General features: G+C 72.1%; 11 protein-coding genes. 7 read left to right on the top strand and 4 right to left on the bottom strand.

Going from position 1 to position 12669, the window contains the following annotated elements; all coding sequences use genetic code 11:
• Nucleotides 1-28: 28 nt before the first annotated feature.
• Nucleotides 29-1216: a DUF993 family protein gene (locus ACWDYF_RS31505; RefSeq protein WP_018568369.1), complete on the bottom strand. Its 1188-nt coding sequence runs from the start codon at nucleotides 1214-1216 to the stop codon at nucleotides 29-31.
• A gap of 230 nt (nucleotides 1217-1446) precedes the next feature.
• On the opposite strand from ACWDYF_RS31505, the gene ACWDYF_RS31510 reads away from it, so the two are divergent.
• Entirely contained in the window at nucleotides 1447-1866 is a 420-nt protein-coding gene (locus ACWDYF_RS31510) for a VOC family protein (RefSeq protein WP_381741660.1), read from the top strand.
• A gap of 30 nt (nucleotides 1867-1896) precedes the next feature.
• On the opposite strand, the gene ACWDYF_RS31515 is transcribed toward ACWDYF_RS31510, so the two are convergent.
• The gene (locus ACWDYF_RS31515; RefSeq protein WP_389471176.1) at nucleotides 1897-2724 is read right to left on the bottom strand and encodes an SDR family NAD(P)-dependent oxidoreductase; all 828 of its coding nucleotides are present in this window, start codon (nucleotides 2722-2724) and stop codon (nucleotides 1897-1899) included.
• Between the two features lie 161 nt (nucleotides 2725-2885).
• Here ACWDYF_RS31515 and ACWDYF_RS31520 point away from each other — a divergent pair, with 161 nt between their 5' ends.
• The 4 genes from ACWDYF_RS31520 to ACWDYF_RS31535 all read left to right on the top strand — a co-directional run bounded on the left by ACWDYF_RS31520 (nucleotide 2886) and on the right by ACWDYF_RS31535 (nucleotide 8269).
• Nucleotides 2886-4409 (top strand): MFS transporter, encoded by a 1524-nt coding sequence (locus ACWDYF_RS31520; RefSeq protein WP_018568372.1) that lies wholly within the window; start codon nucleotides 2886-2888, stop codon nucleotides 4407-4409.
• A 310-nt stretch (nucleotides 4410-4719) separates the two neighbouring features.
• Nucleotides 4720-5571, top strand: a complete 852-nt coding sequence (locus tag ACWDYF_RS31525; RefSeq protein WP_018568373.1) for a mycofactocin-coupled SDR family oxidoreductase — start codon at nucleotides 4720-4722, stop codon at nucleotides 5569-5571.
• An 85-nt stretch (nucleotides 5572-5656) separates the two neighbouring features.
• Nucleotides 5657-6610: an ACP S-malonyltransferase gene (locus ACWDYF_RS31530; protein WP_026252616.1), complete on the top strand. Its 954-nt coding sequence runs from the start codon at nucleotides 5657-5659 to the stop codon at nucleotides 6608-6610.
• A gap of 117 nt (nucleotides 6611-6727) precedes the next feature.
• Entirely contained in the window at nucleotides 6728-8269 is a 1542-nt protein-coding gene (locus ACWDYF_RS31535; protein ID WP_389471170.1) for an AMP-binding protein, read from the top strand.
• Nucleotides 8270-8336: 67 nt separating this feature from the next.
• On the opposite strand, the gene ACWDYF_RS31540 is transcribed toward ACWDYF_RS31535, so the two are convergent.
• Nucleotides 8337-9077 (bottom strand): SDR family NAD(P)-dependent oxidoreductase, encoded by a 741-nt coding sequence (locus ACWDYF_RS31540; RefSeq protein ID WP_026252617.1) that lies wholly within the window; start codon nucleotides 9075-9077, stop codon nucleotides 8337-8339.
• A 455-nt stretch (nucleotides 9078-9532) separates the two neighbouring features.
• On the opposite strand from ACWDYF_RS31540, the gene ACWDYF_RS31545 reads away from it, so the two are divergent.
• The gene (locus ACWDYF_RS31545; protein WP_018568377.1) at nucleotides 9533-9910 is read left to right on the top strand and encodes a DUF805 domain-containing protein; all 378 of its coding nucleotides are present in this window, start codon (nucleotides 9533-9535) and stop codon (nucleotides 9908-9910) included.
• A 49-nt stretch (nucleotides 9911-9959) separates the two neighbouring features.
• Here the strand turns inward: ACWDYF_RS31545 and ACWDYF_RS31550 are convergent, their stop codons facing one another.
• Nucleotides 9960-10343 carry a nuclear transport factor 2 family protein gene (locus ACWDYF_RS31550; RefSeq protein ID WP_018568378.1) on the bottom strand — a complete coding sequence of 128 codons (384 nt, stop codon included), beginning with the start codon at nucleotides 10341-10343 and terminating at the stop codon, nucleotides 9960-9962.
• A gap of 439 nt (nucleotides 10344-10782) precedes the next feature.
• Between ACWDYF_RS31550 and ACWDYF_RS31555 the strand changes: the two genes are divergently transcribed.
• Nucleotides 10783-12237 carry an MFS transporter gene (locus ACWDYF_RS31555; protein WP_389471165.1) on the top strand — a complete coding sequence of 485 codons (1455 nt, stop codon included), beginning with the start codon at nucleotides 10783-10785 and terminating at the stop codon, nucleotides 12235-12237.
• Nucleotides 12238-12669 lie beyond the last annotated feature (432 nt).

A 12669-nucleotide genomic window follows, 5' to 3' on the forward strand; every position in this document is an offset into this window, starting at 1 on the left:
CTCCGGGCGGGCGGGGGCGGCTGCGGGTTCAGTCCAGGCCGGCGGTGGCCAGCACCGTCCGCATCCGGCGCTCCGCCAGTTCCGGGTCGGGGAACAGGCCGAGTCCGTCGGCGAGCCGGTACACCTTGGCCAGGTGCGGGACCGAACGGGCGGACTGCTCGCCCCAGACCATCCGGAAGTGGTCCTGGTGCCCGGAGAGCCAGGCCAGGAAGACGAAGCCGGTCTTGAAGAAGCGCATGGTCAGCGCGTTGCCCTCGAAGAGGTGCTGGGCCAGCGGGAGCGTGCTGCGCAGCTCCTCGGCGAAGCGGTCGCCGTCCCCGGCGTCCAGCGCCCGGAAGCCCTCGGCGACGATGGGCGCGAGCGGGTCGAAGACCGAGGCGAGCGCGTCGCTGTGGCCCTGCCCGTCGCCCGCGATCAGCTCGGGGAAGTCGGTGATGTCACCGTTGTAGACATGCACCCCGGCCGGGACGCGGCGGCGCAGTTCGATCTCCTGCTCGCGGCCCAGCGGCCACACCTTGACGCCGTCGATGCGCTCGACGTTGGCCTGGACGACGTCGAGGAACGCCTCCAGGGCCTTGTCCCACTCGGTGTAGCCCCAGTAGCCGGTCAGCCGCGGGTCGGACTCCGGCAGCACCCAGTGCAGGATGACCTTCCGCTCGGCCAGTGAGAGCAGCCGCTCGTAGACGCGGGCGTAGTCGTCGGGGCCCTGGGCGACGGCGGGCAGCTGCGGGCTGGCCATGATGATCAGCTCGGCGCCCGCGTCCTGGACGGTCTCGATCTGCTCCTCGTAGGCGGCGACGACCGCGTCGAGGGTGTGCGGGCGCATCGGGTCGAGCTGGTCGGTCCACACCCCGCCGCCGATGCGTCCGCCGACGGCCCTGGCCTCGGCCGCCGAGCGGCGTATCAGCTCCGCCGAGGTGGCCCAGTCCAGGCCCATCGCGCGGTTCTGGGTGTCGAGCGCCTCGGCCAGCGCGAAGCCGTGCGCCCACAGGTGGCGGCGGAAGGCCAGCGTGGCGTCCCAGTCGAGGCCGGGCGCGGCGAAGGGCTCCCAGCCCATCAGGAGAGGGGAGTTGGGGGCGAGCGGATCGGCCACCACATGTGCGGTGGAGAACACCGCCCGGCTGCGGATGGGATCGGCCGAAGGGGTGAACACCCTGGGTGCGGTACGCGGCTGATATGCCGTCAGTGTGCCGTCGTATTCCGGAAGTTCGATCACGGAGGTGGCTCCAAGACTCGATCGGCGGTGGCCTCGGCCGCGTGCTGAAGCCGCGGTCTTTCCGCCACATTCAAGCCGTGCGCGCCGGGAGATCTCCACCGCTGACGCCCCCTGAAAACACCCCTGAACTCCCCGCCGGGGCCCGGTAGGGGTGCTCTGGGGCGCCCCGGGCTGGCTACGGTCGGCGAGTCGTGCACACCCCTGTCGTCCGACCCAGAAACGGAGTGAAGATGAGCCCTCGACCGCCCATTCTCGTGGGGACCCTCCATCCACGGCTGCTGGTCGACGACTTCGCCGCCGCCTTCCGCTTCTACGACGCCGTGCTCGGCGAGCTGTGCGGAGCCAAGGTGGCCGAGGGCGTCCCGCAGGGCCCGTACGCGCGCTGGAACGTCGAGGAGGAGCCGGTGCTCGCGCTCATCGACCGCGCGGCCATGCGGACCATGCTCGACGTGCGCGAGGGCACGGCCGACACGGCGCTGCTCTGCCTGCGCCTCGACGACGTCGAGGCGGCGCAGAGCCTGTGCGAGGAGTACGGCGCCACCGTCGTCGCCGGGGCGGCGCCGCACCCCGAGTGGGGTCCGGAGACCGTCCTGGCCTACGTCCGCGACCCGGCCGGCCACCTGATCGAGCTTCAGGCGTCGCCGGACTGACCCGTGCGGGCCGGTCCGGCGACGGCGGAATCAGAGCGGAAGGCCAGTGCCATGCGCGCAGATGTCCCACAGCTGACCCGCGACGACCGCGTCCTCCGCGGTGGCGCCGGGGTCGGTGCGGCGGCCGTCCTTGTAGTACTCGCCGTGCAGCGGCGTGTCGGTGCCGGCCAGGTGGAGCAGGGTGTCGACGCCCTTGTCGGGGGTGCCGACGAACCGCTCCACCGTCCCGCGCAGCGGGCTGTTGGTCAGCAGCCGCTCCCGCCACAGCCCGCGGGCCAGACCGCCGACGAACACCCCCGGGTGGAAGTCGGCGACCTGGATCTCCGGGTGGCGGCGGGCGTACTCGCGGGTCAGCAGCGCGAGCGCGAGCTTGCTGTCGGCGTAGGCCTCGTACGGCTCGTACTTGGCCTTGCCGTTGACGTTCTTCGGGTCGAGCTGGCGGCGGCCCTCGATGGTCTGCGACGAGGTGACCACCACCCGGCCGCCGCTGTCGCGCAGCCGCTCGGTCAGCAGGTTCATCAGCAGGTACGGGGCCAGCGTGTTGACTTGGAAGGTCTCCTCGAAGCCGTCCTTGGTGACGGTGTGCTTGGCCATGATGCAGCCCGCGTTGCTGACCAGCACGTCGATCCGGGGGCAGCGGTCCAGCAGCACCTTGGCCAGTCGGCGCACCTCCGTCAGCTCCGAGAAATCGGCGGTCAGCGGTTCGGCGCCCAGTTGGGCGGCGACGGCAGCGGTCTTCTCCGCCGAACGTCCGACCGGGATCACCTGTGCTCCGGCGGCGTGCAGGCGGCGTACCGCCGCCTCGCCGAGGCCCGAGCTGGCACCGGTCACGACCACAGTCTTGCCCTGCAGGTTCATGGCTTTCTCCGTTCTCGACCTGGCGCTGGGCAGATCACTTCTTCGTCCACCGAGCATCTATACATCCGTACTATACAGGAGTCTGAGACGTGCGTATAGATACACCCCCCACAACGCCCGTCCCGAGCAAGGCAGGACGCCGGGAATGGATCGGGCTCGCCGTGCTGATCCTCCCGGTGCTGCTGGTGTCCATGGACATCACCGTCCTCTACTTCGCACTGCCGTCGATTTCGGCGAGCCTGCACCCCTCCGGCACCCAGCAGCTGTGGATGATCGACATCTACGGCTTCGTCCTGTCCGGGCTGCTCATCACCATGGGCGGCGTCGGCGACCGCATCGGCCGCAGGCGCCTGCTCGTGCTCGGCAGCATCGTCTTCGGCGGCGCGTCCGCCCTGGCCGCCTTCGCCGGCTCGCCCGCGGTGCTCATCGCCGCCCGCGCGCTCCAGGGCGTCGGCGGCGCCACCCTCATGCCCTCCACGCTCGGGCTGATCCGCAACATGTTCCACGACGCCCGGCAGCGCCGTAACGCCATCGCGGTGTGGACCGTCGGCATGGGCATGGGCTCGGCCATCGGCCCCGTCCTGTCCGGGCTGCTGCTCACCAAGTTCTGGTGGGGCTCGATCTTCCTGGTGAACCTGCCGTTCATCGCCGTGCTGCTGCTCGCGCTGCCGCTGCTCGTCCCCGAGTACCGCGACCGCGCGACCCGCCTGGACCTGCCCTCCGCGCTGCTGTCGATGGGCGCGGTGCTGCCCACCGTGTGGGCGCTGAAGAAGTTCGCCGCCGACGGCTTCTCCGTGAAACCGGCCGTCTCCGTGGCGATCGGCGTCGTCCTCGGCGTCGCCTTCGTACTGCGCCAGCGCAGCCACGCCCACCCGATGATCGACCTCACCCTGTTCCGCAGGCGTGGCTTCGGCCCGTCCATGAGCTGCAACGTGGTGGCCTACTTCACCATGGTCGGCTTCGGCATCTTCACCACGCAGTACCTCATGGAGGTGCTGCGGATGAGCCCGCTCGAAGCCGCCCTGTGGACCCTGGCCAGCCCCGTCGCCATCATGTTCTTCGCGCCGATCGCGGTGAAGACGGCCGCGGTGGTCCGCCCGGCCTACGTCATCGTCGCCGGGTTCCTGATCGCCGCGACCGGCTGCTTCCTGGTCACCCGGCTGGGCACCGACCGCAACATCCCGCTGATCATCAGCGGCACCGTGTGCATGGGCGTCGGCGTCGTCATCTCCAACACCATCGTCACCGACCAGATCATGGGCTACACCTCCGAGGCCCAGTCCGGCCGGGTCTCCGCCATGCTCCAGACCTGCCAGGAGCTGGGCGGCGCCCTCGGCGTCGCGGTGCTCGGCAGCATCGGCGCCTCCGTCTTCGGCAGCACCATGGACCGCACCGTCCCCGCCGGACTGCCCGACGGCGCCCTGGAGGCGTCCCGCCAGACCCTCGGCGGCGCGCACAACTACTCCATGACCCTGAAGGAACCGCAGGCCGGACACCTGTTCCACACCGCACAGGAGGCGTTCGTCAAGTCCCTGACCCCGGCGGGCTACACCGCCATCGGCGTCCTCGCGCTGATGTCCGTCTTCGTCCTGATCTCCCTGCGGCACGTGGTCCCCGAGGCCCCCGCCGCACCCGCGGCGGAAGAGGCCGCCGCCGAACGCGAGCACAGCACGGCAGCGGCCTGACCGGCCCGGCCGCGCACCCACACCCGCCCCGGACACCACGACCTGGTGCCCGGGGCGTCGCGCTGCCCCCGCACACCCGCCCCCGCACACCCGCCCCGGCATGTCCGCCCCGGTAGGTCCGCGAGGAGTCCCGCGCGGCACACCGCATCCCCCTAAAGTCGCCCGCCCGCGCCGGTTAGGGGGCCCCGGTCCGGGCCCGCGGGGCCGGGATCGCAGTAAGAAGGACGACGGACCGACCCGCGTACGGCACACACACATGTGCCCGGCGGGACCCGGGACCCCACCGAACGGACGACTGAAGGAGCCAGGCATGGGCCGGGTTACGGGCAAGGCAGTCCTCATCACCGGAGCGGCGCGCGGCCAGGGCCGCAGCCACGCCGTCCGGCTGGCCGAGGAGGGCGCCGACATCATCGCCATCGACATCCCCTCCGACACCGGCATCACCGAATACCCGCTGGCCACCGCCGAGGAACTGGCCGAGACCGCCCGCCTGGTGGAGAAGACCGGCCGCCGGGCCGTCGTCCGCCAGGTCGACGTGCGCGACCGCGCCGCGCTGCGCGCCGCGATCGACGAGGCCGTCGCCGAACTCGGCGGCCGCCTCGACGCCGTCGTCGCCAACGCCGGCATCCTGCCGATCGGCGCCCACCGCCCGATCGAGGCGTTCACCGAGACCGTCGACACCAACCTCGGCGGCGTCCTCAACACCGTGCACGCGGCCCTGCCGCACCTCGGCGAGGGCGGCTCCGTCGTCGTCACCGGATCGGCCGCCGGACTCATGCCCGGCCACGGCGACGTCGCCCAGGCGGGCCCCGGCTTCGCCGCCTACAAGTTCGCCAAGCGCACCCTGGTCGACTTCGTCAACACCCTCGCCGTCCAGCTCGGTCCCACCGGCCGCCGGATCAACGCCGTCCACCCCACCAACGTGGACACCGCCATGGTGCAGAACGACGCCATGTACCGGGCCATCCGCCCCGACCTGGAGAACCCCGGCCGCGAGGAGGCCGAACAGGGCTTCGTCGCGATGCACTCCCTGGCCGTGCCCTACGTCGCCCCGGCCGACGTGTCCCACGCCGTGGTGTTCCTCGCCTCCGACGAGTCCCGCTACGTCACCGGTCTGCACCTCAAGATCGACGCGGGCGCCCTGGTCAAGGCCGGACTGTGACGCACCCGCCCACCCGGTGAGAGCGCCGGTTGTAAGGGGCCGTTAGGGGTTCTTGCCCGGCGGCCCCTTCACCACACTGGGCCGCATGGAGACTGACAACCGGACGAGAAGCGCCCTGGTGTTCCCCGGGATGGGGCCCTCACCCTTCGCCGAGGTCGGCAAGTTCATGCTGGTCAACCCGTTCGCCCGGAAACTGGTCGCGGAGGCCGACGACACCCTCGGCCGCTCCCTCTTCGACGGTTTCCGCGAGGCGGAGGGCGACTACTCCGTCCCCGCCCAGCTCGCCTTCTTCGTGAACTGCCTCGCCCTCGCCGCCTGGGCAGAGCACGAGTTCGGCCTCGAACCCTCCTTCGTCACCGGACCCAGCTTCGGCGGCAAGGCCACCGCCGTACGCTCCGGCGCCCTGTCCTTCGCCGACGGCGTCCGCCTCACCGAGCGGTTCGCCCACACCCTCGACGCGTACTTCGCCGAGGAGTACCCCGAACAGGTCGCCACCCAGTCCTTCGCCCGCACCCCGCGCCCCGTGCTCGACGAGATCCTCGCCGAACTCACCGCGCAGGACGAGTGGTACGACATCACCTGCGTGGTCGACGAGGACTTCGCCATGCTCACCCTGCGCGCCTCCCGGCTGGACTGGCTCCAGCAGCGGCTGCGCGCCGCCGGCGGCCTGCCCCTGTACGTCATGCGGCCCCCCATGCACTCGGCCGCCTTCGCCGGACTGCGCCGCCGGGCCGCCGTCGAGGTCATGGACGGACTGGAGTTCCGCGACCCGACCCTGGCCGTCGTCTCCGACCAGGACGGCACCCTGCTCACCACCGGCGAGGAGATCAGGGACCTGCTGCTCGACTGCTGCGTCCGCGCCGTCGACTGGCCCACCGCGCTCGGCTCGCTGCGCGAACGGGGCGTCGGCACGCTCTGCGTCGCCGGACAGGACGCCCTGTTCGGCCGGGTCGGCGCCGCCGCGAAGAACTTCCGGGTCGTCTCGGCCAACCCCCGCCTCGCCCTGCGCCCCAAGCGCCGCCGCCCGCTCGCGGCCTGACCCGCCCCCACCGGCGGCCGGGACCGCACCGGGCGCGTACCACGCGCGGTGCGCGGCCCGCGCGGTCCCGGCGCGTCAGCGGTCCCGGGCGCCCGGCCGCTCCCCAACGGAGGAACCATGACCCAGCACCACACCGGTGGCCTGCACGAACGCTTCCTGCGCGGACTGGCCCTGTCCGCCGACCGCCCCGCCCTGCGCATCGGCGCCGAGACGACCACCTACCGCGACCTGCACCAGCAGGCCCTCACCTGGGCGGGCTCCCTCGGCGGCGCCAGGACCGTCGGCGTGCTGGCGGGCAAGACCGTCACCGCGTACGCGGGCATCCTCGGCGCCCTGTACGCCGGTGCCACCGTCGTCCCGCTGCACCCCGACTTCCCGGCCGCCCGCACCCGGCACATGCTCGAACTGTCCGGCGCCACCGCGGTCGTCGCCGACGAGCGCGGCCGGGCGGTCCTGGCCGGTCTCGGCGACGACCTGCCCGCCCTGGACGTCGTCGAGCCCGACCCGGCCCGCGCCCTGACCGGGCCCCGCACCGGCACCGCGCCCGCCGACACCGCCTACATGCTGTTCACCTCCGGCTCCACCGGCCGTCCCAAGGGCGTCCCGATCAGCCACGGCAGCACCCGCCACTACTTCGAACTCCTCGACGCCCGCTACGACTTCACCCCGGACGACGTCTTCTCGCAGACCTTCGACCTGAACTTCGACTGCGCGATGTTCGACCTGTTCTGCGCCTGGGGCAGCGGCGCGACCGTCGACGTCACCCCGCAGACCGCCTACCTCGACCTGCCGGCCCATCTCGCCGAGCACGGGGTCACGGTCTGGTTCGCCACGCCCAGCGCCATCTCCCTCGCCCGCCGGATGAACGGTCTCGCGCCGGGCGCGCTGCCCGGACTGCGCTGGAGCTTCTTCGCGGGCGAGGCGCTGCGCGCGCACGACGCCGCCGACTGGCAGGCCGCCGCCCCGGCCTCCACCCTGGAGAACATCTACGGCCCCACCGAACTGACCGTGACCATCACCGGCCACCGCTGGGACCCGGACACCTCGCCCGAGCGCTGCGTCAACGGCCTGGTGCCCATCGGCCGGGTGCACGAGGGCCACGACCATGTGCTCGTCGACGAGGAGGACCGGGAGACCCCCGCGGAGGGCGAACTCCTCATCACCGGACCGCAGATGTCGGCCGGCTACCTCGACCCCGCCGACGACGGCGGCCGCTTCGTGGAGCGCGCCGGACGCCGCTGGTACCGCACCGGCGACCGGGTGCGGCGGCTGGCCGACGGCGAACTGGTCTACCTGGGACGGCTGGACTCGCAGGTGCAGCTCCAGGGCTGGCGCGTCGAACTGGCCGAGGTGGAACACGAGTTGCGCTCCTGCGAGGGCGTCGAGGAAGTGGTGGCCGTGGGCGCCGAGACCGCGGCGGGCACCGAACTCGTCGTCTACTACACCGGCGAGCCGCGCCCCGCCGCCCGCTTCGCCCGCGCCCTGCGCGAGCTGCTGCCCAAGGGCATGCTGCCGCGCCACTACGAGCATCTGGCCGAGTTCCCCCTCAACTCCAACCGCAAGGTGGACCGCAAGGAACTCACCCAGCGGGCCGCCGCCCTGCTCGACCGCCCCTCCTCCCGGGCGGCCACCGCACTGGCGGCGGGCCCGGTCGGCTGACCGGCCGGCCGGGGGCGGCGGCGCCACCGCCCCCGGCCGCTCACCGGGTCACCGCGACCGGTCAGACTCAGACCATGAATCCGCCGTCCACGGCGATGGCCGTACCGGTGATGAACCGGCCGCCCTCACCGGCGAGATGGGCGACCGTGGTGGCGATCTCCTCCGGTGTGCCGTAGCGGCCGACCGCCGTCATCCCGGCCTGCATCTCGCCGCCGGGACCCTTCGCCGGGTTCATCTCCGTGTCCGTGGGCCCCGGCTGGACCAGCACCGCCGTGATGCCCTGACCGCCCAGATCGCGGGCCAGGCCCTTGGTCATGCCGGTCAGCGCGGCCTTGGTCATCGCGTACAGGGTCATGCCGGGCGAGGAGACGCGCTCGGTCACACAGGTGCCGATACTGATGATGCGGCCGCCCGAGCCCATGTACGCCGACGCCGCCTGGGCGGCCAGGAACGGACCGCGCGCGTTGACCGCGAGCGCCCGGTCCAGCTCCTCCGTCGTCACCGACTCCAGCGGGCCCCAGGGCAGTACACCCGCGTTGTTGACAAGGATGTCGAGACCTCCGAAGACCTCGGCTGTGTGGTCCACCGCGGCCCGCAGCGCGTCCGCGTCCGCGCTGTCGGCCTTGAGCGCGAGCGCGGTGCCGCCGTCGGCGGTGATCTCCGTGGCGATCTTCTCGGCGCGCTCCGCGTCCCGGTGGTACGTGAGGGCGACCGACGCGCCGTCGGCTGCGAGCCGCTTGGAGACGGCGGCGCCGATGCCACGGCTGCCACCGGTCACCAGGGCCACTTTTCCGGCCAGTTCAGACATGGGGGGTTCTCCGTTTCGTGTTCGTCCGCGCAGAGGCAACGAAGCCGGACCAGGGCTGATTGCCCCCTCGAAGGCAAACACTCGGCAATGTCCGGGTCAAGGGCGTCCCGGACGGGGCGAAGCGAGGGGTCGGGACAGGGGTTGCGCCCCCGGGCGGACACCGTGCGCGGATGCGCGGAGCCATAACGGCTCGTCGCGCGCACACGACAGTGGCCGGGGTCACCCCTGACCCCGGCCACCGTGGACCGCCGTGCTGCACAACCGATCGAGCCCTGATCGAGCCGCGGTCGCCTCCGCCCCCTCGGCGGCCTCCCGAAGTCCCCCTCCTCCAGCGGAAATCGAGCGGCGGCTGAGACGGTCTCCACGCAAGGCCCGCAGACGCCTTGGTGACCGCGCGCCCCGGGCGGCAGTGGGTCCGACGACATCGTCAGTCCGCAGCGACGAGGGAGAGCCCCATGCACTGGTACACCGATGTGTTCGCGAAGTACGCCGTCTTCGAGGGCCGGGCACGGCGCCAGGAGTACTGGATGTTCATGCTGATCAACTTTGTGATCGCATGCGCCCTGACCAGCGTCGAGACCGGGGTCGGCATCAGGCCCGCGCTCACCGGCGTCTACTCGCTCGCGGTGCTGCTGCCGGCCATGGCCGCCGCCGTGCGGCGGCTGCACGACACCGGCCGCACCGGCTGGTGGCTGCTCATCGCCCTGATCCCGGTGGCCGGCGCGATCGTGCTCGTCATCTATCTCGCCGACGAGTCGCAGCCGAAGGCCAACGCCTACGGCCCGCCCCTGGCCGACGGCCTGACCGGTGCCGAACAGGGCGCCACCGGCTGACCGCCCCGCCCGCGCGGCCCGCCGCCCCGCCCGGCGGGTGCGCCGTCGCTCAGGCGGCGACCTGGCTCGCGTGGATGGCGAGCACCCGCCATCCCTCACCGGTACGCACCCAGGTACGTGTGTACCGCAGCCGGGTCACGTACTCGTGACCGGCGTAGGACCCCATGACGGTGAGCAGCGCCCGGGTGATGCCCGTGCCGCCCTCGACGATCACCTGCGCCGGCTCGACCTCCTCCAGCTTGTCGATGACCAGCAGACCGTCCCGGAAGGACGCCAGGTCCCCCGCCTTCGGCACCAGTGTGCCCTCGGGGTCGACCCGGACGGACCGGTCGTCGAGTATCGCGTCCATCTCCCGCACGTCGCAGCGGCGGTGGGCCGCCTGGAGACGGTGCTCCGCGGCGAGCAGTTCGTCGATCGCGCCTTGTGCGGACATGGCGTCCCTCTTCTCTTCTCGTCCGTGATGAGCCGCTTGCCCGCCGGCTCCCCCGCATTCTGCGCACCGCGGCAGCGGGCCAGCTACGCGCAAAGACCCTGCTCCTCGGGTTAAGGGTGGGGCCGGTGAGCCCCTGCCGTCCGGCCGGAACTAGGGGGTCGCCACCGGACGCGCCACCCGCACCCCCTGGACAGCGGACGGCCCTTTACCCATACTGGGAACTCCCTTTCCCTTTCCTTGGGTTCACCCGCTTCCCGGGCTCCCCCGGGGCCGGGACCTCTCGCCCGGCGCCCCGGCCGGCCCGCGCTTCCCGCGGCCCCGCCCCTCTGGCCTGGGACTCCAGCAGGACTCCAGCGCCGCTCAGCCGCGCCGTGGAACTTTCCCCTCGGATACGCACCCTGCGCATCCCAGTCGTGCCAGAGTCCTGAGCGGAGTCGCCATGAGCACTAGTTCCACCCGGTCAGCTCCCGCGAGCGGGGCTATCGTCGGCGTACTCGCCGCGGCCGGAATCATGGTCTCGCTGATGCAGACCTTGATCGTTCCCCTCATCCCCGAGCTGCCCGAACTGCTCCACACCTCGGCCTCCAACGCCTCCTGGGCCATCACCTCGACCCTGCTGGTCGGCGCGGTGGCCACCCCGGTGGCGGGACGGCTCGGCGACCTCTACGGCAAGCGCCTCGTCCTGAACATCAGCCTGGTCGTCATGACCGTCGGCTCCCTGGTCTGCGCCCTGTCCGACTCGGTCGCCCCGATGGTGACCGGCCGCGCGCTGCAAGGCGTGAGCATGGGCGTGATCCCCCTCGGCATCAGTGTGATGCGCGATGTCCTGCCCCCGCAGCGGCTCGGCTCGGCCATGGCCATCATGAGCTCCTCGCTGGGCATCGGCGGCGCGCTCGGCCTGCCGGTCGCGGCGATCGTCGCCGAGAAGACCGACTGGCACGCGCTGTTCTGGGCGTCCGCGGTGCTCGGCGTCGTCGTCCTCGCCCTGATCCTGCTGATCGTCCCCGCCGCCGAGGTCCGCGGCACCGGTACGTTCGACGCCATCGGCGCCCTCGTCCTGTCCGGCGGCCTGGCCTGCCTGATGCTCGCCGTCTCCAAGGGCGGCGACTGGGGCTGGGGTTCGCACACCACCCTCGGCCTGTTCGGCGCCTCCGTCGTGCTGCTGCTGGCCTGGGCGGTCTGGGAGCTGCGCCGGTCCTCGCCGCTGATCGACCTGCGCACCTCGGCGCGCCGGCCGGTCCTGATGACCAACCTGGCCTCCATCGTCGTCGGTTTCGCGATGTACTCCAGCCAGCTGATCATCCCCCAGCTCCTCCAGCTGCCCAAGGCCACCGGCTTCGGCCTGGGCCAGTCGATGCTGGCCTCCGGCCTGTGGATGGCCCCGTCCGGCATCGTCATGATGATCGCCTCCTCCTACGCGGCGAAGATCTCCGCGGCCCGCGGCCCGAAGGTGTCGCTGCTCGCCGGTTCCCTGGTCATCGCGGTCGGCTACGCGCTGGCGCTGCCGCTGATGAAGAACGTCTGGGGCGTCCTGGCGTTCAGCTGCGTGGTCACCGTCGGCGTCGGCTTCGCCTTCGCCTCGATGCCCGCGCTCATCATGAGCTCGGTGCCGCCCACCGAGACCGCCGCCGCCAACGGCCTCAACAGCCTGATGCGGGCCATCGGCACCTCCAGCTCGGCCGCGGTGGTCGGGGTGATCCTCGCCCACATGACGGTCAAGGTCGGCCCGATGGCCCTGCCGTCCGAGAACGGGGTCCGCGCCGTCCTGCTGGTCAGCGCGGGTGTGGCGATCGTGGCGGCGCTGGTCGTCCTCGCCATCCCCGGACGCGAGCGCCCCGCCGCCCAGCCGGCGGTCGCCCCGCCCCTCAAGGCGGACGCGGCCAGCGCCAACTGAGCGCCGTCACACGGCAGTACGCGGTACCCAGCACGGCTCGCGGGCCGCACCGGAGGGATCCGGTGCGGCCCGCGCCGCTGCGCGCCCGGCGGCACCGGCGCCGCACCTCTCGGCACCCCTCCCGCACGCGGGCGTCCGTCCACGGCACACCCATGACGGCACAAGTGGGCCTCTAACGCGCCTGGTTAACCTCTGGCCAGGTGTACGAACCAACCGGCACCCGACGCAACACCAGGGCGCTGTCCGCCGCCGCACCGACAGGAGCCGACACACGTATGTCTGTGGAAACCATCGTGCCGTCCGCAACAGGGACATCGACGCCACCCGCCAAGGAGACCCGCCGTGTGGATCGGGTGGTGATCCGGTTCGCGGGTGACTCGGGTGACGGGATGCAGCTCACGGGGGACCGGTTCACGTCGGAGACGGCGTCGT

It is taken from the genome of Streptomyces sp. NPDC003284 (assembly GCF_053589675.1).

What these genes read in the sequence shown, in the direction of transcription:
- ACWDYF_RS31510 (WP_381741660.1), top strand. Translation starts at nt 1,447, where the DNA reads ATGAGCCCTCGACCGCCCATTCTCGTGGGGACCCTCCATCCACGGCTG.
- ACWDYF_RS31515 (WP_389471176.1), bottom strand. Translation starts at nt 2,724, where the DNA reads ATGAACCTGCAGGGCAAGACTGTGGTCGTGACCGGTGCCAGCTCGGGC.
- ACWDYF_RS31525 (WP_018568373.1), top strand. Translation starts at nt 4,720, where the DNA reads ATGGGCCGGGTTACGGGCAAGGCAGTCCTCATCACCGGAGCGGCGCGC.
- ACWDYF_RS31530 (WP_026252616.1), top strand. Translation starts at nt 5,657, where the DNA reads ATGGAGACTGACAACCGGACGAGAAGCGCCCTGGTGTTCCCCGGGATG.
- ACWDYF_RS31535 (WP_389471170.1), top strand. Translation starts at nt 6,728, where the DNA reads ATGACCCAGCACCACACCGGTGGCCTGCACGAACGCTTCCTGCGCGGA.
- ACWDYF_RS31540 (WP_026252617.1), bottom strand. Translation starts at nt 9,077, where the DNA reads ATGTCTGAACTGGCCGGAAAAGTGGCCCTGGTGACCGGTGGCAGCCGT.
- ACWDYF_RS31545 (WP_018568377.1), top strand. Translation starts at nt 9,533, where the DNA reads ATGCACTGGTACACCGATGTGTTCGCGAAGTACGCCGTCTTCGAGGGC.
- ACWDYF_RS31550 (WP_018568378.1), bottom strand. Translation starts at nt 10,343, where the DNA reads ATGTCCGCACAAGGCGCGATCGACGAACTGCTCGCCGCGGAGCACCGT.
- ACWDYF_RS31555 (WP_389471165.1), top strand. Translation starts at nt 10,783, where the DNA reads ATGAGCACTAGTTCCACCCGGTCAGCTCCCGCGAGCGGGGCTATCGTC.